This is a genomic window from Pseudomonas nicosulfuronedens (genome assembly GCF_005877905.1).
Lineage (GTDB): Bacteria > Pseudomonadota > Gammaproteobacteria > Pseudomonadales > Pseudomonadaceae > Pseudomonas > Pseudomonas nicosulfuronedens.
Map to the genome: position 1 here is coordinate 219662 of NZ_SWDV01000005.1, position 22990 is coordinate 242651.

The 22990-nt window shown below is 67.4% G+C and carries 20 protein-coding genes; 6 read left to right on the forward strand and 14 right to left on the reverse strand.

Annotated features, from left to right (window positions below):
- Positions 1-4: 4 nt before the first annotated feature.
- From FAS41_RS07765 to FAS41_RS07785, 5 genes are all read right to left on the reverse strand, one after another.
- Positions 5-2878, reverse strand: coding sequence for an ATP-binding protein (locus tag FAS41_RS07765; protein ID WP_138521020.1), 2874 nt, complete (start codon positions 2876-2878; stop codon positions 5-7).
- Positions 2879-3019: 141 nt separating this feature from the next.
- Positions 3020-3436, reverse strand: a complete 417-nt coding sequence (locus tag FAS41_RS07770) for an organic hydroperoxide resistance protein (protein ID WP_138521021.1) — start codon at positions 3434-3436, stop codon at positions 3020-3022.
- Positions 3437-3459: 23 nt separating this feature from the next.
- Positions 3460-3849, reverse strand: coding sequence for a hypothetical protein (locus FAS41_RS07775; RefSeq protein ID WP_138521022.1), 390 nt, complete (start codon positions 3847-3849; stop codon positions 3460-3462).
- A gap of 174 nt (positions 3850-4023) precedes the next feature.
- Positions 4024-4773, reverse strand: coding sequence for a creatininase family protein (locus FAS41_RS07780; protein ID WP_138521023.1), 750 nt, complete (start codon positions 4771-4773; stop codon positions 4024-4026).
- Between the two features lie 397 nt (positions 4774-5170).
- Complete coding sequence (locus tag FAS41_RS07785) at positions 5171-6058, reverse strand: DMT family transporter (RefSeq protein ID WP_138521024.1); 888 nt, start codon at positions 6056-6058, stop codon at positions 5171-5173.
- Between the two features lie 191 nt (positions 6059-6249).
- Between FAS41_RS07785 and FAS41_RS07790 the strand changes: the two genes are divergently transcribed.
- The 5 genes from FAS41_RS07790 (at position 6250) to FAS41_RS07810 (ending at position 11316) form a co-directional block, all read left to right on the forward strand.
- Complete coding sequence (locus FAS41_RS07790) at positions 6250-7161, forward strand: LysR family transcriptional regulator (RefSeq protein ID WP_138521025.1); 912 nt, start codon at positions 6250-6252, stop codon at positions 7159-7161.
- Positions 7158-8060 (forward strand): LysR family transcriptional regulator, encoded by a 903-nt coding sequence (locus FAS41_RS07795; protein ID WP_177421676.1) that lies wholly within the window; start codon positions 7158-7160, stop codon positions 8058-8060. Before FAS41_RS07790 ends, FAS41_RS07795 begins: the two co-directional genes overlap by 4 nt.
- A gap of 319 nt (positions 8061-8379) precedes the next feature.
- Positions 8380-8994 (forward strand): glutathione S-transferase family protein, encoded by a 615-nt coding sequence (locus FAS41_RS07800; RefSeq protein WP_138521026.1) that lies wholly within the window; start codon positions 8380-8382, stop codon positions 8992-8994.
- Positions 8995-9048: 54 nt separating this feature from the next.
- On the forward strand, positions 9049-11085 hold the full coding sequence (locus tag FAS41_RS07805; protein WP_138521027.1) for a pyridoxamine 5'-phosphate oxidase family protein: 2037 nt from the start codon (positions 9049-9051) through the stop codon (positions 11083-11085).
- 15 nt (positions 11086-11100) lie between these two features.
- The gene (locus FAS41_RS07810; RefSeq protein ID WP_138521028.1) at positions 11101-11316 is read left to right on the forward strand and encodes a hypothetical protein; all 216 of its coding nucleotides are present in this window, start codon (positions 11101-11103) and stop codon (positions 11314-11316) included.
- Between the two features lie 158 nt (positions 11317-11474).
- On the opposite strand, the gene FAS41_RS07815 is transcribed toward FAS41_RS07810, so the two are convergent.
- On the reverse strand, positions 11475-13073 hold the full coding sequence (locus FAS41_RS07815; RefSeq protein ID WP_138521029.1) for a zinc-binding metallopeptidase family protein: 1599 nt from the start codon (positions 13071-13073) through the stop codon (positions 11475-11477).
- Between the two features lie 130 nt (positions 13074-13203).
- Between FAS41_RS07815 and FAS41_RS07820 the strand changes: the two genes are divergently transcribed.
- Positions 13204-14142 (forward strand): LysR substrate-binding domain-containing protein, encoded by a 939-nt coding sequence (locus FAS41_RS07820; RefSeq protein ID WP_138521030.1) that lies wholly within the window; start codon positions 13204-13206, stop codon positions 14140-14142.
- Positions 14143-14145: 3 nt separating this feature from the next.
- On the opposite strand, the gene FAS41_RS07825 is transcribed toward FAS41_RS07820, so the two are convergent.
- From FAS41_RS07825 to FAS41_RS07860, 8 genes are all read right to left on the reverse strand, one after another.
- Positions 14146-15207, reverse strand: a complete 1062-nt coding sequence (locus FAS41_RS07825; protein ID WP_138521031.1) for an ornithine cyclodeaminase — start codon at positions 15205-15207, stop codon at positions 14146-14148.
- Positions 15208-15516: 309 nt separating this feature from the next.
- Complete coding sequence (locus FAS41_RS07830) at positions 15517-16005, reverse strand: Lrp/AsnC family transcriptional regulator (protein WP_138521032.1); 489 nt, start codon at positions 16003-16005, stop codon at positions 15517-15519.
- Between the two features lie 156 nt (positions 16006-16161).
- Positions 16162-17505: an APC family permease gene (locus FAS41_RS07835; RefSeq protein ID WP_138521033.1), complete on the reverse strand. Its 1344-nt coding sequence runs from the start codon at positions 17503-17505 to the stop codon at positions 16162-16164.
- Between the two features lie 113 nt (positions 17506-17618).
- Positions 17619-18362: an N-formylglutamate amidohydrolase gene (locus FAS41_RS07840; protein ID WP_138521034.1), complete on the reverse strand. Its 744-nt coding sequence runs from the start codon at positions 18360-18362 to the stop codon at positions 17619-17621.
- On the reverse strand, positions 18346-19686 hold the full coding sequence (locus tag FAS41_RS07845) for a glutamine synthetase family protein (protein ID WP_138521035.1): 1341 nt from the start codon (positions 19684-19686) through the stop codon (positions 18346-18348). Before FAS41_RS07845 ends, FAS41_RS07840 begins: the two co-directional genes overlap by 17 nt.
- 15 nt (positions 19687-19701) lie before the next feature.
- Positions 19702-20343: a cysteine hydrolase family protein gene (locus FAS41_RS07850; RefSeq protein WP_138521036.1), complete on the reverse strand. Its 642-nt coding sequence runs from the start codon at positions 20341-20343 to the stop codon at positions 19702-19704.
- 2 nt (positions 20344-20345) lie between these two features.
- Positions 20346-21203: a MurR/RpiR family transcriptional regulator gene (locus tag FAS41_RS07855; RefSeq protein ID WP_138521037.1), complete on the reverse strand. Its 858-nt coding sequence runs from the start codon at positions 21201-21203 to the stop codon at positions 20346-20348.
- A gap of 168 nt (positions 21204-21371) precedes the next feature.
- A complete protein-coding gene (locus tag FAS41_RS07860) occupies positions 21372-22919 on the reverse strand; it encodes an MFS transporter (protein ID WP_138521038.1) in 1548 nt (515 codons plus the stop codon).
- Positions 22920-22990 lie beyond the last annotated feature (71 nt).

The following is a 22990-nucleotide window of genomic DNA, read 5'->3' on the forward strand; positions in this document are numbered from 1 at the left end:
CGACTCAGGCGCTCTCGCTCAAGGCTCGGCGCAACGCTTTCAGCTGGCGGACATCCAGCGTATCGGAACCCTCATCCAGTTGGCAGGCCTCCAGCAGCGCCAGCGCCTCGCTCTGTTGCCCCTGCTTCGCCCGCAGCCGCGCCAGGTCCAGGCTCGAACGCAACACCCAGGCACGCGCACCCTGTTCACGCGCCATCGCCAGCGATTCCTGCAGAACGCGCTCCACCATCTGGTCCCCCTCCTCGCCCAGCGCACCGATGACCTGCGCTTCGATACGCATCAACTCCGGCAACGCATAGGCATCGCCACTGCTGCGGCAATGCGCGATGCAACGCTGTGCCACATGCAGCGCGCGGCGATAGTCGCCGGCGAGGACAAGGCCCTCGGCCAGGGCGATCTCGAACGACGTGGTCAGCAATTCGTAACGCATGCCGTGCAGGCGCGTGAGGCTTTCTTCCAGCTGCCGCACGGCATCGCCGGGCTGCTCGCGGCGAATCGCGATGGCCGCACGCAACCCTGGCGTCGCGGCCTGATAAGGCGCGAAGGCGTTGGCCTCGGCGATGCGGCTGAAGGTCGCCAGGCTGCGCTCGGCCTTGTCCAGTTCGCCGGTCCAGATATGGATGCACAGCGTCCACACCAGGGCGATGCAATGGGTAGCCGGATGATTGAGCTCCGCTGCCTCGGCCTCCACCTGGTCCGCCCAGCGCCGCGACTGGTCGGCGCAACCGAGCAGCCAGAGCGTGCGCGCCAGGGCCAGCCCGGTGCGGTTGTGGTGGTCGAAGCCGTAGTGCAGCGTGCGGCTGCGCTCCGAGGGCAGGCTGTTGCGCAGGGACTTCTCCAGCTCCTCGCGCGCCCGCTCCTGGTCGCCCAGCAGGTGATGGGATATGCCGGCGAGCGAGGCAGCCACCGCCACCGCTTCTGGCTCGCCCAGGGTGTCGCCGACCAGCACCGCGCGTTCCGCCCAGGCCAATGACGAGGCGAAGTCGCCGATGCGTTCGTAGAAGATCTGCAGGCGCCCCAGCACCCGCAACTCGGCCCAGTGGTCGCCCAGCGCCACGGCTATTTCCAGCGCACGCAGCAGGGCCTTGCCAGCTGCCTCGCTGTTGCCGCGGGTGAACATCAGCACCAGCCCGAGGGCCGCTTGCAGTTCCATTTCCGTGGGCGTGCCGAAGTAGCCCAGCTCCAGCAGTTCGGTGGCCCGCGCGCACCAGGTGCGGCACTCCACCTGCAGCGAATAGTGCAGGAACAGCGGCGCACTGGCTGCCGCCAGCGGTAGCGCCAGACCGGGGTCGCCCTGCGGGCCGAAGCTCCACTCCAGTGCGCTGCGCACGTTGCCCAGCTGGCTGGCCAGCCGGGTGCAGCCCTCGTAGATCACTTCGGGCTGGCTACCCAGCTGCTCCAGCAGCCACAGGTAATAGGCGGCGTGACGGAAGGCCAGGGCATGCGCCTCCTCATGGCCGTGGGAAGCCGCTTTTTCGCGGGCAAAGGCGCGGGTCATCTCCAGCAAACGGTAGGCCGTGGCGGCCTCGCTGCGGTCCACCGCCACGAGCCCCTTGGCCGTCAGTTCATCGAGGATGGCGGCTGCTTCCAGCGCGTCGATCCGCGCGTCGGCAACAACCTGCGCGGCCGCCTCCTGGGAGAAGGGCCCGACGAAGACCGAAAGACGGTCGAACACCAGCCGCTCGTTCCCGGACAACAGCCCGTAGCTCCAGTCCAGCATCGCGCGCAATGTCTGGTGACGCGGCTGTGCCGTGCGCCGACCGGCCCAGCCCAGGGAAAACCGCTCCCCTAGCAGCGCATGGGTCGCCTTCACCCCATGGACCGCCACCCGTACCGCTGCCAATTCGATGGGCAAGGCCATACCACCCAGGCGCCGGCACATGTCGGCAATCAGGCCCGGGTCGCCGTCCTGCAGGTGCAGCGAGGCATTGGCGGCTTCGGCGCGCTCGACGAACAGCCGTACGGCCGGGAACTCCAGCAAGGTTTCGACCGGCAAGCCCTGCGGGTCTTCGGGAAAGTCCAGCGGGCCCAGCCAATGCGCCTCTTCGTCCCGCGCGCGCAGCGGCTCGCGGCTGGTCGCAAGCAGGCCGACGCCGGGAGCGGCGTCGCGAATGCGCTCGGCCAGTGCCGACACCACGTCCACCACGTGTTCGCAGTTGTCGACGATCAGCAGCAGCTCCTGCCCTTTGAGGTGCGCCAGCAGCACTGCCAGCGGGTCCTCGGCCTGCACCGGCACGCCCAGCGAGGCGGCCAGCGCCGAAGCCACCAGTTGCTCATCCTCGACCTGCGCCAGGTCGATGAAGCGCACGGCCTGCCGGCGTTCGGCGGCCAGGCGGTGGCCCACCTCATTGGCCAGGCTGGTCTTGCCCACACCGCCTGTGCCAACGATGGTGAACAAGCGCGGCTCGCGCAGGCGCTGCAGGATCATCTGCACATCGGCCTCGCGGCCGATCAGTTTCAGCCGCGGTGGCAAGCTGCCGACGCCCTCGCCCATGCTCGCCACCGGCAGCACTGCCGGCGAGGCTTCGCTACCATGGCTTACCGGTGCGACGAAGGCATAGCCGACACCCACCTGGGTGGCGATGTAGCGCGCGCCGTCTTCGCCGTCGCCCAAGGCGCGGCGCAGGCCGGTCATGTGGAAGCGCAGGCTGCCCTCTTCCACCACCATGTCGGGCCACACGCGCTTGAGCAGCTCACGCTTGGAGAGCACACGGCCGGGCTTTTCCAGCAAGGCAAGCAGCAGGTCGAAGGCACGCCCGCCGATGTCCATCGGCTGTGCATCTCGGGTAAGCAGGCGCTTGCCGGGCACGACCCGGAACGGACCGAATTCGACCGGCGTTTTCAATGAGGAGGACGGATCGTCCGCTGCGGACTCCACGGGGCGTCTCTTCCGGCAAGGGGAGTGGGCGCGAGACTGGCCCGCAAGTCCTAGCAGGATAGGAGTTTCGAGCACGCGATCAAGCCTTTGCGTGACCTTTTATGCGGGCTGTCACGCCCAGTGGCCAGCGGCACTGGCTGATCAGCACAGGCTCAGGGTGACGGCGACATTGCCGCGCAGCGCTTTCGAGTAGGGGCAGCTCTGCTGCGCGGCGTCCACCAGCCGCTGCGCAAGCTCGGGGTCCAGGCCCGGCAAGTGGATCGCCAGGTGCGCGCGCAGGAAGAAACCGTTTTCACCGTGCATCAGCTCCACCTCGGCGTCCACCGCCGTGTCCGCCGGGAACTCCTGCTTGCGCGCATTGGCGGCGTGGCGCAGCGCGCCGATGAAACAGGCCGACCAGCCGGCGGCGAACAACTGCTCGGGGTTGCTGCCCTCCCCCGGTGCGCCGGGTGGCGTCAGCCGAACCTGCAACCGACCATCATCACTGCGTGCTTCACCGTCACGACCGCCACGGGTATGGACACGGGCGGTGTAGAGAACCTTCTCGATCGACTGCATCGGTACTTCCTGGAAAACTGGATTCAGTGGGCAGCGGCGGTACGCCTGCGCCGCGCCGGTTTCTGCGCTTCACGCATCACGGGTACTTCGGCCGGTGCCTCTCGGCGGCAGGCACTCAGCTCATGCCGCGCCAGCTCCAGCAACCAGGCACGAAAGGGAAAGGCCGGGTCGTAGCTGCAGCGCTGTCGGTCCACCTGCCGCAGGGTGGCGCGAAGCAGCTCGCCCATGTCCTGCTGACCGATACGGCCGGCCTGCGCCTGGCCCTCGAAGAAGGCGATGAGCAGCGGCAACACGGCCATGTAGAGCTGACGCAATGCTGCCTCGTCGGGCTCGCCGGAGCCGAGGATCAACGCGCCGAATTCCGCATTGCTGCGCCGCCCCGCCAGATTCATGCAGCCATCATGCTGGGTCATGGAGGCCTCCCTGATTAGCCAATGACACCCGGTTGCCAGAGTGGCAAGGCCGGTGCAATCGGGCGAGTTATCTGCTGTTAGCTCTTGTTAGCTGATCTTCCGGCGGCGTCCGCGAAAAGCAGAAACCCGAGCGAGGCTCGGGTTTCCGGTGGGTCGGATGACGGCCGATGATGCTCAGTAAGGCGAGGGCTCGGTGCTGAAGGCCTCGACCGCCTGTACCAGCCCCTGGGCGGCCAGCATCACCAGCTCGCGCCCCTTCTCCGGCGTGGCGAGGCCAGGGTCGGAGCCCATGCGGCCATCCGGATGGCGCGCGCGGAAGTCCGCTGCCTCTCGGATAGGGCCCCAGTTGGCGATGGCCGGCGAGTACTCGGCCGACTTGATGTGCTGCGGATAGGCCCACTGGGTGACGGCGATCTCCGAAGGCGTTGCATGGATGCCATGGCCTTTCGGGAACTGCCGGTTGGCCAGCTCGCCGACGCCTTCCAGGTCCCACCAGTTGCACAGTTTCAGGGCGAACCCGGCCGGGCGTCGGGCGAAACTCGCCTGGGCGTAGAGCTCGGAGAAGGCGGCTTCGATGGAAGCGACGTTGCCGCCGTGGCCATTGAGGAAGAGGATCTTTTCGAAACCGTGGGCGGCCAGGGAATTCACCCAGTCGCAGATAGCCGCGATAAAGGTCGAGGGGCGTAGCGTGATGGTGCCAGGGAAGCCCAGGTGATGCTGCGCCATGCCGATGTTGAAAGTCGGCGCGATGAGGATGTCCGCCGACTTCTGCGCTTCGTGGGCGATGATTTCCGGGCACATCCAGTCGGTCCCCAGCAGGCCGATGGGGCCGTGCTGCTCGTTCGAACCGATGGGAATGACGATCGTCCGGCTGCGGCCAAGGAACTGCTCGATTTCGGACCAGGTGCACAGGGGTAGGAGCATGGAGACCTCGCGATTCGACGGGTTCGCCTGGGTGGGATGAGCGTGCATCGCACGTTCGGGCTGCGGGGTTCCCGGAGCGATGGCCGGGCTACCCGTGGCAGGAATGACACCACGGGCGTCGCCAGGGCGGACATTGCACCATGGTGTCTATCGGCGGCTCGGCATGAGCGAACCGGCCGCTCCCGCAGCACAAGGCAAGCCCGCTTCTACGTAGTCTGTGAATCATCCACGAGGCTTACCCTCTCCCCAGCCCTCTCCCTGAAGGGCGAGGGAGCTGTCCGTACCGGCTGACGCTGTGGTTTTCTCCTGCTCCGCACCAGTCCCCTCTCCCTTCAGGGAGAGGGTTAGGGAGAGGGGATAACGCAGGCACGGACTGACCTGAAGAAGTCAGTTGCTCCTACAGAGCCTTCGGCCTGATCGAATACAACCCCGCCAGCAGGATCAGCAGCGCGCCAATGATGGTCCAGAGGGTCGGCGTCTCGCCGAAGACGATAAGGCCGATCAGCGTGGCAAAGGCCAGCAGCGAGTAGTTGAATGGCTGCAGCGTCGAGGCCTGGGCGTACTTCAACGCCTGGATCAGCAGCAGCTGGGCGATCACCCCGGAGACCGCGACGATCGACATCAGCATCGCCTCGTGGGGCGTCGGAGTGACCCAGGCAGGGAGCCCCGCGGAGGTGGCCGCCACAGCGCCGACCAGCGCCATGTAGAGCGTGGTGGTGGCGAAGGAGTCGGTCTGGCTGATGCGCCGCGAGAGAATGTTGAAGAAGGCGAAGGTCAGTGCCGCCGCCAGCGGGATCAGCGCCGCAGGTTCGAACACGCCCATGCCGGGACGCAGGATCAGCAGCGTGCCGCCGAAGCCCACCGCCGCCGCCAGCCATTGCCGGCCGACCATGCGCTCGCCGAGGAACACCCGCGCCAGGCCGAGCGTCATCAGCGGAAAGACCGCATAGAGCGCGTGGGTCTCGGCCAGCCCGAGGTAACGCAGGGCCAGGCCGAAGACGGCGATCTCGCCCACACCCAGCAACGAGCGGACCACCTGCCGCCAGGGGCTGGCGCTGCGACTGGCCGCGCGCACGCCGCCCTGGGAGCGACAGACTACGAGCGCGAACAGGACGAACACCCAGTAGCGCACCATCACCAGTTCGGCCACCGGCAGGTGGCGGACCAGCACCTTGGTGATGCCGTCCTGGCAGGCAAAGATGAGCATCGACAGCAGGCACAGGGCGATGCCCAGGCGCGGGTTGTTGGCAGCGGCCAACGCGGTGGCCGTGGTCTTGCTGGTCATGGAGAAATGCTCGCGGGCGGTGGCGGCCTCGCTGCGGGCGCCTGCAGCGCTTGTGCCGGAGTGGCCGGGGCGCGGTCAAGCCATGCGGCGCTGGCAAGCACGCCGATGTCGCCCGCAAGCCGCCGACACTTCAATCCTGCGCCGCTTCCCTCTACAGTCTGGCGATCCGCTCCAGGCGACAACGGTGATCCATGGACAGGTTTCAGGAAATGACAGTGCTGCTGGCCGTGGCCGAAGCCGGCAGCTTTGCCGCTGGCGCCAGGCAGCTGGGCCTGTCGCCACCCAGCGTGACCCGCGCCATCGCCGCCCTGGAACAACGTCTGGGCACCCTGCTGCTGGCGCGCAGCACCCGCAGCGTGCGCCTGACCGAAGCCGGCCAGCGCTACGTCGAAGATTGTCGGCGCATCCTCCAGGAGCTGGAAGAAGCCGAGGAGCTGGCCTCAGGCAGTGCCCTGCGGCCGCGCGGCAACCTGACGGTGACCGCCCCGGTGCTGTTTGGCGAGCTGTACCTGATCCCGCTGATCACCAGCTACCTGGACACCCACGCCGAGGTGACGGTCAACGCGCTGCTGGTGGACCGCGTGGTGAACATGCTCGATGAGGGGATCGACGTCGCCGTGCGCATCGGTCAGTTGCCCGAGGGCAGCCTGACGGCTGTGGAGGTCGGCGAAATCCGCCCGGTGGTCTGCGCCGCCCCGGCCTTCCTCGATCGCCATGGCCGACCGAAGCACCCCAACGACCTGCTCGACGCACCGGTGGTAATGGCTGCTACCAGCGTGCTGCTCACCGACTGGCGGTTCGTCACCCCCGATGGGCCGCTGACCTTGCGCCCACCGTCACGCTTCGTGGTCAGCTCGAACAATGCAGCGATACACGCCGCGCGGCTGGGCGGGGGCTACACCCGCGTGCTGTCGTACCAGGCGGCCGAAGCCGTGGCGCGTGGCGAGCTGGAAATCGTCCTTGACGAGTTCGCCACGGAGCCACTGCCGATCCACCTGCTTTACCAGGATGGCGCACGGCTGCCGGCGAAGGTGCGCAGCTTCGTCTCGCACTGCGCGGAACGCCTGCGCGCCGACCCGGCTCTGCAAGCCCTGCAGCCGTGAGCCGCTACCGGGAAATGCAGGCGTTCGACGCCGTGGCGCGCTCCGGCAGCCTCGCCGCAGGCGCTCGACGGCTGGAGCTGTCCACCGCGACGGTGATGCGCCTGGTGGCTGCGCTGGAGTCGCGCCTGCACTGTGAGCTGCTGCTGCGCAGCCCGCGCGGAGTCGAATTGAGCACCAGCGGCGAAGCCTTCGCCGCCAGCTGCCGGCAGATTCTCCAGGGTATCGACGAGGCCGAAGGTTCGCTGGGCGGCTTGCAGGCGCACCCGGCCGGGCAGCTGGAGCTGACGCTACCGTTGCTGATGTCCGACCGCATCTTCGCGCCCATCGCCCTGGATTACCTGACCGCCTTTCCCGACATGCGTCTGCTCAGCCGGCACCGGGAGGACCTGCCACGTCTGCTGGAAGACGGCATCGACGTGGCCCTGGTGATAGGTGCCCTGCCCGACTCTTCCGGCTTCGCCCTGCCAGTGGGTACGGTGCGGCCGGTCATCTGCGCATCGCCTGACTATCTTGCGCGCCATGGCGTGCCGCAGGCGCCGGAAGACCTAAAGGCGCACCGCATCATCGTTTCCGGCAGCCAGGGTGCGATCAGCGAATGGCGCTTCCGCCACCAGGGCGCGCCGCGCTCGGTGCGCCTGGCGCCGCGTCTGGCGTGCAGCACCGCCCGCGCGGCGATCCACGCCGCCAGCCTCGGACTCGGGCTGACCCGCTGCCTGAGTCACGAGGCCTATGCCGAGTTGAGCAGCGGGCAGCTGCAGGTCGTGTTGCAGGACTATGCCGCGCCCGGCCTGCCGGTGCAGCTGATCTACCGCGAAGGCCGCCGTGCGGCGGCGCGCGTGCGCACCTTCCTCGATTTCGTGGTGCCGCGTCTGCGGGCGCATCCGGCGTTGCGCGGCTGAAGCACGCGGCGCCCAACAGCGCCCTCTCCCTTTTCTGCGCTCTGGGCGGTTCGCGAGCAAGCTCGCTCCTACAGGTCAACTCCGGTGCGTCCTTGTAGGAGCGAGCTTGCTCGCGAACAGCGCCGCTGCGGGCCCGGAGTCACCGCTGCACCCGCTGGCAGCCCTGCGCCCCATTCTTCCGCATTCTGAAACGCTGGATTGCCCACCCTGGCGATTCTGCGCAACACGCATCGAGCGCAGCATTCACCCATCAGCTCGAGCAACCCGCCACGGCCCGACTCGCGCTGCCTACCCCACTCAAGCCAACGGAGTCACCGCCATGATCAAGCTCTACCGCCACCCGCTGTCCGGACACGCCCACCGCATCGAGCTGATGCTCTCGCTGCTGCAACTGCCCACCGAGCTGATCTCGGTGGACCTCGCCAAGGGCGCGCACAAGCACCCGGACTTCCTCGCCCTGAATCCCTTCGGCCAGGTGCCGGTGATCGATGACGAAGGCGTCATCGTCGCCGACTCCAACGCCATCCTGGTCTACTTGGCGAAAAAGTACGGCAACGGTCGCTGGCTGCCGGAAGACCCGCTGGGCGCCGCCCGTGTGCAGCGCTGGCTGTCGGTGGCCGCCGGGCAAGTCGCCTTCGGTCCTGCCGCCGCACGATTGATCACGGTGTTCGGCGCCAGGTTCAACGCCGAGGAAGTCGCCACCCGCGCCCATGCCCTGTTCCAGGTGATGGAAGGCGAACTGGCCCGGACGCCCTTCCTGGCCGGCACCGAAGCGACCATCGCCGACGTGTCCAACTACGCCTACATTTCCCATGCACCGGAGGGCAACGTCTCCCTGCAGGACTACCCCAACCTGCGCGCCTGGCTGGCCCGCGTGGAGGCCCTGCCGCACTTCGTGCCGATGCAGCGCACCGCCATCGGCCTGCAAGCCTGATGCAACCCTCGCCGCCGGGGCTGACCCGGCGGCACCTTCTGCGAGGTGGTTGTCATGTTCCAGTTGCCCAAACACCGTACCTCCCCCTGGCACGCCGGCGAGAAGGCAATCCAGGAACGTGTCGGCGTCGCCGAGCGCATGGAAGTCCATGGCCAGCGAGTCATCCGCGACCACATGCCCGACCAGCACCGCGAGTTCTACCACCAGTTGCCCTTCATCATCGCCGGTGCCGTGGATGACCAGGGCCGGCCCTGGGCGACCCTGCTCGAAGGCGCAGAAGGCTTCGTCACCTCGCCCGACCCGAAAAGCCTGCTCCTCGACAGCGTACCGGACAGACAGGACCCCGCCGCCAGCGGACTTCAAGCCGGCCACGCGATCGGCCTGCTGGGCATCGAACTGCACACCCGCCGGCGCAACCGCATGAATGGCGTCCTCAGCGAGGTCGACGGCGGCATGCTGACGGTGGCCGTCGAGCACTCCTTCGGCAACTGCCCGCAGTACATCCAGAAACGCGATTGGAGCCGCGACGAACAGCGCTACAGCCAGCGCGCCCCCCGTGAGGACTTCAGCGCGCTGAACGACGAGCTGGCCGCCATCATCCGCAACGCCGACACCTTCTTCGTCGCCAGTTACGTGCAGCATGAAGACGGTGATCGCTCGGTAGATGTCTCCCACCGTGGCGGCCGCCCTGGCTTCGTGCGGGTCGAAGGCAACCGCCTGACCATCCCCGACTACGCGGGCAACCTGCACTTCAACACCCTGGGCAACCTGCAGGCCAACCCGCAGGCCGGGCTGCTCTTCGTCGACTTCGCCAGCGGCGATGTGCTGCAGGTTCACGGCCGCACCGAGATCCTCTTCGACAGCCCGCTGCTGACCGCCTTCGAAGGCGCCGAGCGGCTTTGGACACTGGACGTGCAACACGTTGTTCTACGCCGCGGCGCCCTGGCGCTGCGCTGGAGCTTCCGCGAATACTCGCCCACCAGCCTGATGACCGGCACCTGGGCCGAGGCCGACGCCAAGCTGCGGGAACGCGAGCAGCGCCAACAGTGGCAGGACTGGCAGATACTGCGCGTGGAACCGGAAAGCGAGGACATCCGCTCGTTCTACCTGCAAGCGCCGGCCGGCGTCGCCGTGAACTTTGCGCCGGGGCAACACCTGCCCGTGCGCCTGGCGGTCGGCGGGCAGACGCTGATCCGCACCTACAGCCTTTCCAGCGCGCCGTCGGACGGCGAACTGCGCATCAGTGTGAAGGCGCAGGGCCCGGCATCCCGGCATCTGCATGAACAGATGGGTGCCGGCGATCACCTGCAGGTCCGCGCGCCCATGGGCAGCTTCACCCTGAAAAGCGACAGCGCGCGCCCAGTGGTGTTGATCGGCGCGGGCGTGGGCATCACCCCGCTGCTGTCGATGCTGCGCGAACTGGTGGCGGGCCCTGCGCGGCGCGTTCACCTGTTCCAGTCCGCGCGGACGCTGGGCCAGTTGCCGTTCCAGCGCGAGATCACCGAGCTGCGCCAGCGTGCGCCGCAACTGCAGGTCCATCGCGCGCTCAGTCGCCCCGAGGCGGGAGCCAATCCGGGTCGGGACTTCGAGCTGGTCGGGCGCCTGGACATCGAAGCGATCAAGGCTCGGCTGCCGTTCGATGATTACGACTTCTACCTGTGCGGTCCCGGCGAATTTACCCAGGCGATCTATGACGGCCTGCGTGACCTGAACATTGCCGATACGCGCATCCACGCCGAAACCTTCGGTCCGTCGACGCTCAAGCGCCGGGGCGACGGTCAGACGCCGGTGCTGGTGCAGCCGCCCGCCGCCACCGAGCCGGTGCCGGTGTACTTCGCCGGCTCCGCCAAGGAGGCGCGCTGGAAACCCGACAGTGGCACGCTGCTGGAACTGGCCGAAGCCCGCGGGCTGACGCCCGACTTCAGTTGCCGGGGCGGTTCCTGCGGCACCTGCCGGACGAAGATCGTCAGCGGCCAGGTGCACTACCCCAACCCGCCGGCGGAAATGCCCAAAGCCGGCAGCGCACTGATCTGCTGCGCCATCCCGGCGCAGGACGATGGCGGCGTGCAACCGCTGGTGCTGGACCTCTAGGGAGGAGAACCGATCATGAACGCACTGCAATCCTTCGAAAGCGGAAGCGAACGCTTCCCACGGTGGGACGAGGAGTTCGTCGAATCGACCGCGCCGGGCTTGTGCGGGCCGAGCGAGGCGGAAGTGGGCTTCCTGCTGCCGCAACTGCTGTCCACGCCGGGCTGCCCGTCGCGCTCGCGTACCGTGGAAATCGGCACGGCGCTGGTGCGCTGGCTCAAGCGCGGCTTGTAGGCGCCACGGCAAGGCACGAGGGAGCACGACCGTAGGATGGGTGGAGCCTGCGATACCCATGCTGTTTCGCAGGCCATGATCGATGGGTATCGCTGCGCTCCACCCATCCTACGTTCACAATTCCCACCGACGCCGTCACGCGCGCGAAAGAGCCTTGATCACTCGTCGTCCCGCGCCGGAATCCACCACTCCTCGCCGCGCACCGTGCGGATGTACTCCGGCCAGCGGAATCGGTGCGGGACCTTGAAGTCCTTCGGCAGCAGCGGAGCCTGCCATTGTTCGCCGCCGATGCCGCCGCCAGTACGCTCGTTGAATTCGCGGGTCGCCTCGGCCAGCAGACCGGCATCGGTGAACAGTTCGATCAGCGTGCTGCCGATGGTCTTCGACGCCACCTCAATCATCGGGTCGATGGTCTCGCGGATGCCGCCCAGGGCGTTAGAGACCCAGTCCGGGTAGGTGAAGCCAGCCGGCGCGCTGAGCATCGGCCGGGCCACGTAGAGGCGCACGGTCGGACAGTGCCAGGTGTACTCGGGGTAATCGTCGGAGGTCAGGTACTTCTGCCAGGCCGGCATCTGCAGGCGCATCTGCCGCTCGCATTCCCGGGGTTCGATCAGCGCCTGGGTGGCCGGCAGGAAAGGCTCATCCATCGCCTCCAGCCCGAGATTGGTCTGGATTTCCCGGGCCACAACGATGGCCTCCTCTCCCCAGCACGGCGCGCCAATGGCGGCGAGGTTGTCATAGCAGGCCTGGGCCAGCGCGTGGTTGGCCAGCCCGCCACGGGACTTGCAGACCCAGGTCTTCTTCCACTGGCAGCCAGTGGCCATGGCCGCGGCGGCAGCATTGTTGTCCATCACCGTGGAGATGGTCTCGGCCTGTTCAAGGGAGTCGCAGCGCAGCAGGTACTGGATCTGCGAGATGTGCGGCGGCAGGTTGTCGGCGGTGGCCTGCCCGGCGGTGAGGATGGCCTCGTTGAAGCTCCACAACCCGGTGAACGGCAGGGTCGAGCGGCGCAGGCTCTCGTTCAGCGTGTAGAAGTGCACCAGCGCATCATTCGCGCCAGGAGCACGAGCGGCCAGGTGGTTCTGCGGGATCGGGCTGTAGCGGTCGGCGGCGATCCAGTTCTGCGGGTCTTCGCAGGTGAAGGTGTAGATGTACGAGTAGGCGATGCCGCAGTGGGTGTCCCAGGTGGTGGTGTTGTTCAGCGGCAGCATGTAGGTGGGGTGGAAGCTGACGGCCGCGTCGAGATCGTCGTAGTAGCCCTTGGCGGCGTGCACAGGCTTGGAGGCGCGCAGCTTTTCTGCCGGTTCGCCGAAGAACTTGATCGTCCCGGCAATGCCGAACTCCAGCATCGCCGCCTTGGCCGCCAGCACGCCGCCCAGGGCGCTGATGCCCAGCGCCGAATGCGGGTCGGTATGGCCCGGCGCGTACTTCGAGAGGCCCTCGCGCGGGATCGGCCGGGGCGCCGCCGCCTGGCAGTTGCCGGGCACGGCGTCGTATTCGGCGTAGGTGGCGAGGATCGGTCCGTCGCCTTCGCTGCCATCGCCGTTGCTGAAGGTGGCGACGAAGGCGGTGGGCATGCCGCCGCTGCCCTCTTCCACCGTGAAGCCTTCGCGGCGCAGCAGCTCCACGTACCAGGCGCAGGACTTGTACTCGCGGAACGCCGGCTCGGCGAAATGCCAGATCACCTGATGCCAGTCGGACAATTGCTGGCGGTGGTCGTCGATCCACTGCTGGACGTAGGCCTTGAATTTCGACATGACGGCTTCCTCATCGTTGCCTGTTGTTGTTGTCGTGTGGCCTAGTATTGGTGAAGCGGAATTTGCAACAAGCGCAGGATTTCGCCACCCGATGTCCGGATAGTTTCACCAATCGAAAATGGGATCCTCCATGCACTTTCCCTCGATGACCGCCCTGCGGGCACTGGATGCCGTGGCCCGGCTGGGCAGCGTGTCCGCCGCTGCGCAAGAGCTGAACCTCACCCGCAGCGCGGTCAGCCATCGCCTCGCCACGCTGGAGGAGCGCCTCGGTTTCACCCTCACCGAGCGCACCGGGCGCGGCATCCGCCTGACCTATCGAGGGGAAAGATATGCCCGCGACGTGCGGCGCATCCTCGCGGAGGTGCAGTTGGCCGGTAGCAGCTTCGACGAGCAGCAGGTCAGCGGGCCGTTGTGCGTGAGCTGCAACCCCGGCTTCGCCACCTACTGGCTGTGCCAGCATCTGGGCGACTTCCTCGCACAGTATCCGCAGGTGCAATTGCACGTGGTGACGCCGCGTGTACCGCAGGACACCAGCGCCAGTGACGCCGACCTGTTCATCGCCTACGGCAGCGGCGACTGGCCGAACCAGACGGTGGAGCAACTGGTGGCGCTGCACTTCTTCCCGGTGTGCAGCCCGCGCCTGATTCACTCGCGCGGCGGCCTGCAGCAGCCGGCGGACCTGGCGCACTACACGCTGCTGCACATGAACGATTTCGCCGACTGGCGCCTGTGGCTCGGCGCGGTGGGCGCGAGCGCCATCGATCACCGCTCCGGCGTGCTGTTCGCCGACGCACCCTGCACCATCGCTGCGTGCATTGCCGCCCAGGGCGTGGCGATCGGCGACAACCTGCTCAGTGGCGACGCCCTCGCCCGCGGCCTGCTGGTGCGCCCGTTCGACATCACCATCCAGTCCAGCCGGGGCTACTTCCTGGTGACCGACCCGGTAAAGGCCAAACGCGCGGTAGTGAAGGCCTTCAGCCAATGGCTCAAGGCCCGCGTCGCCGCCACCACGCAGAGCGCCAGCGACCTCAGCCGGCCGCCGCTGGCGATTCCCGACGAGGCGCGCTGAGCGTCAGGCGATGCGCCGCAACCCCTTGCGCGCCTTGCCGGAGCGGGTATAGCGGAACAGGTCCTTGGGATCGTTGTCCTCGTCCTCGCTCCACGGCACCAGGTCGATGCGCTCGCCAAGCTCCAGGCGGCTGGCCTGTTCATTCACGTAGCGCAGCGCGGAGTAGTCCTCGAGGGCGAAGCCGACCGAGTCGAAGATGGTCACCTGCTCGGCGCTGTCGCGCCCGGCGACCTGGCCGGCCAGCACGCGCCACAGGTCGGTCACCGGGAAGTCCGCCGGCATCTGCTGGATCTCGCCCTCGACGCGCGATTGCGGCTCGTACTCGACGAACACCTTGCCGCCGCGCAGCACGTCGGCGTGCAGCTCGGTCTTGCCCGGGCAGTCACCGCCCACGCCGTTGATGTGCATGCCCGGCTCGATCATCTCCGGGGTGAGGATGGTCGCGTAGGCTTTGTCCGCCGTCACCGTGGTGACGATGTCGGCACCGCGCACTGCCTCTGCCGTGGAACGGGCGCGAATGATCTTCAGGCTGGGGAAGTCCGAGAGGTTGCGGATCAGCTTGTCAGTGGCCTGCGGGTCGATGTCGTAGACGGCAATTTCCTCGATTCCCAGGTGGTGATGGAACGCCAGGGCCTGGAACTCGCTCTGCGCGCCGTTGCCGATCAGCGCCATGCGTCGCGAGTTCGGGCGGGCCAGTGCGCGGGCGGCCATCAGCGAAGTGGCACAGGTGCGCAGCGCGGTCGCCACGGTCAGCTCGGACAACAGCACCGGGTAGCCCGTCTCGACATCGGCCAGCACGCCGAAGGCCATGACGGTGAACAGCCCGCGCTGGGTGTTCTGCGGGTGGCCGTTGACGTACTTGAAGGCATAGCGGGCGGTGTCGGACACCGGCATCAGCTCGATGACGCCGATATCGGAGTGGTTGGCGACGCGGGCGGATTTGTCGAAGGACTCCCAGCGCACGAAGTCCTCGGCGATGGTGTCGGCGAGTTCGCCGATGAAGCGGGCGACACCGATCTGCTGGACCAGTTGGGACATCGTGGGGACGTCGACGAAGCGGGTCATGGTGGGACCTCCGATTGTTGTGATTGGACTTTTCTGTCGGTGTTTTCGAACGGCACCGCCCCGCTCCAGCATGCCTCGAACAGCGGGCACAACAACGTCGCAGAGGCCCTGGATCAGGTCTGCACTTCGGGAGAGGGGCGCTACGATTTTCCCACCGCCCCCGGAGAAAACCCGGCTGTTATGCGGGCCTGTGCCGGCCGATACGGCTGTATTGGGGAGCCCTGACAGCCGATTCGGCTGTGCACGGAGCGGCCGTCTGCAGGCCTGCAGCGTGGTCAGAAAAGGGAGGAAAACAGCGAAGCGGCAGCGCTAGCTGGCCGACTCCTTGATGGTCGTCAGCTCGGGGTGGGCGACCAGCTTGTCGATGTGCAGGCTCTCGTCGTTCAGCCAGGTTTCGGTCAGCGTGCGGTAGTGTTCCATGTCCCGGCAACGCATGCGCACGCTGTAGTCGAAGGTCCCGCTGATCAACTGGCAGTGCAGCACTTCCGGACAGGCGATGACGCGGGCCTCGAAGGCCTTCTGCGCGCTGCGGCCACTCTGGTTGGACAGCGCGACCAGCACCAGCAGTGACAGTCCGGCGGAAACCTTCTGCTCATCGATGACAGCGCCGTAGCCACGGATGATGCCGTGCCGCTCCAGCTTGCGGACGCGCTCCTGGCAGGGGCGCGGGGTGAGATGGACCAGGGCGGACAGCTTGCCGTAGGTGATGCGGCCCTGGTGACGGAGGATACGGATGATCTCCTCGTCGATGCGGTCCAGGGTGAAGGGCGTGGCGCTGTCCTGATCTTTCCTGCTCATGATGCTTCGCGATGGTTCGTGAGTCCTGCCGGCTTCCCTGCTCCGGCGAAAAGGGCCGGTGGAGGGACTGCCTCGCACCGACCCGGATCTTTATGGGGCACGTCCCGCCGTCTGTCAAAGCGCGCCGTGTCGTCTGCGACAGCACGGCGCACCCCTTCAGATTTCGCGGGCCAGTTCGCTGCCCTTGCCACGGCGGCTCAGCACCGCCAGGTACACCAGGCCGATGGCGATCCAGCCCGCGCCCAGTTCCTGTGCCTCACGGCTCATGCTGATCAGCACGTAGGCGATGATCACCAGGCCGATGAGCGGGAACAGCAGATGGCGGAAAATCTGGCCGGTCTTCTGGCGGATGAAGTAGTGGTTGATCACCGCGATGTGCAGCAGGCAGAACCCGGTCAGCGCGCCGAAGTTGACCAGCGAGGTCAGCACGTCGGGCGAGTCGAGGAAGTAGATACCGATGCCCAGCGACAGCACCCCTACCAGGTACAGGCTGATGTGCGGGGTCTGGTATTTCGGGTGCACCTTGGCCAGCACGCGCGGCAGCTTGCCGTCGCGGGCCATGGAGTACAGCAGGCGCGAAACGGCGGCTTGCGAGGTGATCGACACGGTCACGCCCCAGGCCAGCGCGGTGGCCACCGCCGTCAGCGTGGAGAGCCAGCTGCCGCCGGCGGCTTCGGCGATCTCGTAGAAGGCAGTGTCCGCCGACTTGAAGGTCATGCCGGCGGCCAGGTCGGTGGCCAGCCAGGTCTGCACGATGAAGATGCCGCCCATGACGAACAGCGCAATCAGCGAGGCGCGGCCGATCTGCTTGGCCGGGTCGCCCTTGACCTCTTCGGCGAGGGTGGAGATCGCATCGAAACCGAGGAACGACAGCACCGCGATGGACACCGCCTTCATCACCAGGCCGAGGTTGAAATGCTCCGGCTGCAGCAACGGTTCCAGGGTCAGGCGGCCGTTACCGAGTCCGCCCTCCAGCGCGTGGTAGCCCACCGCCAGGAAGATCGCCAGCACCGCCAGCTCGGCAATCAGGAACAGCAGGTTGAAGCGAGCCGCCAGGGTGATGCCGCGCAGGTTGATGAGCGTGGCGGACACCAGGAAGACCAGCATGAACGCAAGCTTCGGGATGGCCGGGAACAGGTGGTTCAGCGCCAGCGCGCTGAACACGTAGAGCAGCGGCGGGATCAGCAGGTAGTCCAGCAGCAGGACCCAGCCGGCGATGAAGCCGACGTTGGGGTGGATGCCGCGCTGGGCGTAGGAGTACACCGAGCCTGCGATGGGAAAGGCACGGGACATCGCGCCATAGCTCAGCGCGGTGAAGAGCATCGCCACCATGCCCACCAGGTAGGCCATCGGCACCATGCCGTGGGCGTCGGCGTGGACCCAGCCGTACACGCCGAAGGGGGCGATCGGGATCATGAAGATCATCCCGTAGATCACCAGGTCGCCGAGCGTCAGGCTGCGGCGGAGTTGTTGCTTGTATCCGAACTGTTCGATAGCCACGGGGCACTTCCTCTGGGAACGGCAGCTTTTAGGGTTCGGCGCTCATGCGCTGAATTGTTGTTGTTTTCAGAACCTGCCCGGCCAGTCGAACGGGGCCAGCCGGGTTGGGGTCCTCAGAGCCAGGGAGCCAGGCGTGTCGCCCAGGCTTCCACCCCTTGCGGGGTCCGCAGTCCGTCATTGCGGATTTCGATCAGCACGGCATCCACGCCGCGCTCGTCGCCGTGCACCGGGACAGTCATGTCCTCCAGCGGGTCGATCACATAGGGTTGGTTGGCGCCGATCTCCTCCCCGCTCTCGCGCAGCCCCGCCACCATGCGCCCGGCATAAGCTTCGGCCTTGGCGTAGAGCACCCCGGCGACCCAGGGGCGAGCTTCGCCGCGATAGCTCGGGGTGAAGCTGTGCACGCCGACCAGCCGGGTTGGCCGACCGGCGCCCAGACGCTCGTCGAGCAGCGCTGCCAGTTGTCGGTGGAAGGGCTCGAACAGGCAAGCCACCCTCTCCTGCCGGTCAGTCGCGCCCAGGTTGCGATTGCCGGGGATCGGGTAGATCTCGCTGTGCTCGGGAATCGCATCGGGAGCGGACAGCGGGCGGTTGAGGTCGATCAGCAGGCGCGAGTAGTTGGCCACCAGCAACGTGGCGTCCAGGCGCGCCGACAGTTCGCGGGCCAGGTCCAGCGCGCCAATGTCCCAGGCGATGTGCTCGGCAGCCGCCGTGTCGTCCAGGCCCAGCTGCGCCAGCTCCTCGGGGATGTAGCGGCTGGCGTGCTCGCAGACCAGCAGCACCGGGCTCCTGCCCTGCGGGTTGACGATCTCGTACGGCGGGCGCCGGTAGAGGCCGGATTCAGTAGAACTTTGCATAGGATTCACAGAGTTGTTCTTCGCTGAGTTCACGGGTCAGGGCCTGCTCCTGGCGCTTCATGGAGACATAGGTCTGCAGCAGGGCCGGCGGCAGCTGGGCGCACAGTTCGCTATCGGCGAGCAGCAGGCGCTGGGCCTCTTCCAGCGAACCGGGCAGAGACTGGATTCCCAGCTCGGCGCGCTGCGCATCGCTGAGGCTGTGCGGATCGACATCGGTGACCGCCGACAGCGGCAGTTCCTGCTGCATGCCCAGGCGCCCGGCGATCAGCACGGCGGCCATGGCCAGGTGCGGGCTGGCGGTGGCGTCCATCGGGCGGAACTCCAGGTTGAACTGGCGCGCCTTGGGCTTGCCGCCGATCTCCACCACCGGGCAGATGCGCAGCGCTGCTTCGCGGTTGCGCAGGCCCAGACAGGCATAGGCGGCGCTCCAGTGATGCGGCTTCAGCCGCAGGTAGGAAACCGCCGTCGGCGCGGTGAGCGCACACAGCGCCGGCAGGTGGCGCAATACACCAGCGGCCCAGTGCTCGGCGAGCTTCGACAGGTTGCTCGGCGCGGCCTCGTCGTAGAACACCGGGGTGCCATCCAGCCGTTGCAGGCTCAGGTGCAGGTGCACGCCGTTGGTCACGGCGCCGGGGGCCAGCAGCGGCGTGAAGCTGCTGCGCCAGCCGAACTGCCGAGCGATCTCACGGGTGACTTCGCGGACGTTCACCGCGCGGTCGGCAGCGGCGACGCCCTGGGTCGGCCGGCAGGTGACTTCGTACTGGTTGCGACCGTACTCGGGCAGGAACATTTCCGGCTCGGCGCCAATCTGCTCCAGCGCGCTCATCAGCCAGCCACCGAAGTTGCCGGTCTGCCGCTGGGCCTGCAGGGAGAAGGCGGCGGCGTGTTCGTCCGGCAGGCCGAGCAGGTTGAATTCGTGTTCGAAGGCGGCGGTGACCTGCAGGTCCAGCTCGTGGTAGCGGGCGATCTCTTCGCGCAGCAGCGTGCGCGGGCAAACCGGCCAGGGCGCACCAGTGGTCGTCACCAGGTCGCCGTGCAGGTAATCCAGCGGCGCGGCCTGGGAGTCCGGGCCGTTTTCAAGACGCACCCGGCTGCTCGGGTCGGGCAGCAGGCGCAGATCGCCATGGCTGCCCCAGGGGTTGTCGTCGGCAATGATATCCTGCGGCGTCAGCGCGCTGTTGGCGGGCACCCAGCCGCAGCCGGTGGCCAATTGTTCGGCGACATCCGATTCGGGAAGCGAACGGCCGCGGGTGATGCCGCAGAGGTCGGTGGTGACGAAGCTGGTCAGGCGCATCGGAGCAGGATTGTTATTGTTCTGACTCATGGCGTTCTCCCGGCCTCAGGCCAGCGCGGCGATGCGGGCCAGCACCGTGTCGGTGTCGGCGATCCAGCAGTAGCCCTTGATCGCTTCCAGGCAGGCCTGGTGGCGCTCGGCGGTGTGGGTGGCGCAGGCGTCTTCCACCAGGGTGACGAGATAGCCGCGGTCAGCGGCGTCGCGCACGGCCATGTCCACGCACTGGTCGGTGACCACGCCGCAGATGATCAGGTGGCGGGTGTTGAGGTTGCGCAGCACGTAGTCGATGGCGGTGGAGTTGAAGACGCCCGAGGACGTCTTCGGCAGCACGATCTCGTTCTCCAACGGCGCCAGGGCGTCGATCACCTGCGCGTCCGGACTGCCCTTGGGCAGGTGCATGTCGGAAAGCTTGTGGTCCAGCGAGCGGTCGCGGCCATCGGCGGTGAGGCTCTCGATGATGGTGTGCAGCACCTCGCCGCCGACCTTGCGCATGGCCGCCAGCAGGCGCTGCTGGTTGGGGATCACGCTCGCCTCGACGCGGTCGTAGAAGTAGCGGTGCGTCGTCGGATCGACGTGCGCATCGCGGCCGGGAATGACCCAGGCGTTCTGCATGTCGACGAACAGGATGGCGGTCTCGCCGGGGGTGAACGGAAGGTCGCGGGGCGATGAGTGGGGCAAGCTGAACACGGTCATTCCTCGAGGATGTGGCTGCCGAAGGCAGCTCTCAGGTGGTCGATGCCTTCCAGGCGTTCGTCGAGCTGGCCGTCCATGCGCGCTACCAGACTGGCGATCAGCGCTTCGACCTGGGCCATGGTCGGCACCAGGGTGTCGAAGGGCGATGGGGACTCCACCGGGGCGCTGATGATCAGGTCGGCGAACTCGCGCAGCGGCGAGTCATAGATGTCGGTGAACAGCACCACGCGGGCGCCACGAGCCTTGGCTGCGCGGGTCACGCCCAGCGCCTGGGCCTGGTAGCGGCGGTAGTCGAACACCACCACCAACGTCTGACGATCGATGTCGCCCAGTTGGTCGGGCAGCGCGGCGCCGTCGTCCAGCAGCAGGCAACCGCCGCGCAGCATGCGCAGGTGCGCCACCAGGTAACCGGCGAGGAAGCGGCTGAAGCGGCCGCCGTGGCAGAGCACGCGCAGCTTGGGGTCGAGCAGCCAGTCGCCGAGCAGGCGCACGTCGTCGGCCTGGGTCAGCGCCAGGGTGCGCTGGATGCCTTCGCTGGCGTCGCTCAGGTAGTTGGACCAGACGTCGTCGCGGCTCATGCCTTCGCGGCGCCCGGCGAGCAGGGTGCGCGGCGAGCGCAGACGGTCGTCCACTTCGGCCATCAGCGCGTTCTGGAAGTCGCTGTAGCCGCTGAAACCGAGCTTCTTGACCAGGCGCAGGATGCTGGGATCGCTGACCCCGGCCTGGCGCGCGAGGCGCGACATCGGCCCGAGGCCGGCGCGCGGGTAGTCGTCGAGCAAGGCGCGCAGGACCTTGCGCTCGGCCTTGGTGAGTTCGACTTCCGGGGTATTCAGGCGATCTTTGAGTGTGAGCATGGGGGCGCCTCTTGTTATGGCGCCATTTGTATAATGTGCTTCAGAAAACTTCAATACGTATTTTTTGTAGCATTCACTACAGGCCACTCACGCGCTCTTCCCACCTGCCGGCGCAGAAGCCCGCGCCCCAGTTTCAGGCAGGCCACCTCCGCCGGGAGCTTGGCCGTCTCACGCCGGCAGCGGCTCATGCACCGGCATCGGCCTGCCGAGCAGGGTGCCCACCAACACGGCGAACACCAGGGCCGCGACGCCCGCCACCAGCAACACCCCTTCGAAACCACCGATGAAGGCCTGTCGTACTGCGGGAGCCAGCACATCGCGCACGCTCGGATCGACCAGCGACAGCGCCGCCGTGAAATCACCCGCCGCCGCCCGGGTCGCCATCTCGGCGGCCTTGTCCAGTTGCGCAGGAGCAAGCTCTGCCAGCGCATCACGCAGCAATCGGGCGCTGCGCGCAGCCAGCACGCCGCCGAGAATGCCGATGGCCAGCACGATGGCGGCAAAGCGCGTGGTGGTGCTCAGCCCCGAGGCCATGCCGGTGCGTTCGCGGGGCACGCAGGCCATGATGTTCTTCTGCGTGTCGCCGTTGAGCAGCCCGGCGCCGGCGCCCAGCACCAGGCTGGCTAAGGCAAAGGCCGGGTAACCGCCCTGCCCGACCGCCAGCGCGCAAAGCAGGTTGCCCACACCAACCAGCACCAGACCGAAGGCGAAAATCTGCGCCGGACCGAAGCGCTCACTCAGGCGCATACCCACCCGTGGCACCAGCAACATCGCCAGGGCAAACGGCAGCATCCCCGCGCCCGCCGCCACCGCCGACAGCTGCAGACCGTTCTGCAGGTACAGCGGCAGCAGGGTCATCATCACCTGGGCACAGGCGGCGTAGGCGAACATGCCGAGCAAGGCGCCGATGAAACGGCCACTGCGCATCAGCCGCAGGTCGATCATCGGCCGCGCCTGGCTGCGCTCCACCAGCACGAACAAGCCCAGCAGGCCAGCGCTGACCAGCAGCCGCGCGAGGGTCGGCGGGCTGTCCCAGCCAACGCGGTTGCCGTCGATCAGCGCCCAGATCAGGTAGCCAAGGCCGCCAGCAAACGTCAGGCTGCCCAGCGGATCGAGTCGCGCTGCTGCGCTGTCGCGGGACTCCTCGATGCTGTGCATCGCCATCGCCCCCAGCAGCACCACCAGCGGCAGGTTGAGGTAGAAGATCCAGCGCCAACCCAGGGTGGCCGAAATCACCCCGCCCAGCAGCGGCGCGAAGGTGATGGTGGCGCCCATGCACGCGCCCCAGAATGCCCAGGCGCGCAGACGCTCCTCAGGCTCATGGAAGCGATGGCCGATGGCGGCAAGCGCAGAAGTCAGCAACAGCGCAGCACCTACGCCCTTGGCGGCACGGGCTATATCAAGGAACAGCAGGCTCGGCGCCGCGCCGCAGGCCAACGAGGCCATGCCGAACAGCACCAGCCCGAGGAGCAGCATGCGCCGCCGACCGAATCGGTCGGCCAGGCTTCCGGCGGGCAGCAGGCAGGCGGCGAAGGCCAGCAGGTAGGCGCTGACCACCCACTCGATATCGGCGAAGGAACCGGACAGGTCGCGAGCGATGCCCGGCAGCGAAACGGCGACGATGTTGGTGTCGAGGATGATCAGCGCGCAAACCGCCGAGGCGGTCAGCAGGGTGAAGCGGGCGGCGGGTCGTGCACAAACGGCGGGGTCGGACATGGCAAGGCTTCCAGCGCGGGCCGACGCGCCGGGTTTTGCCCTCGCCGCGCCAGCCTTGTAGTGTTGCCTCC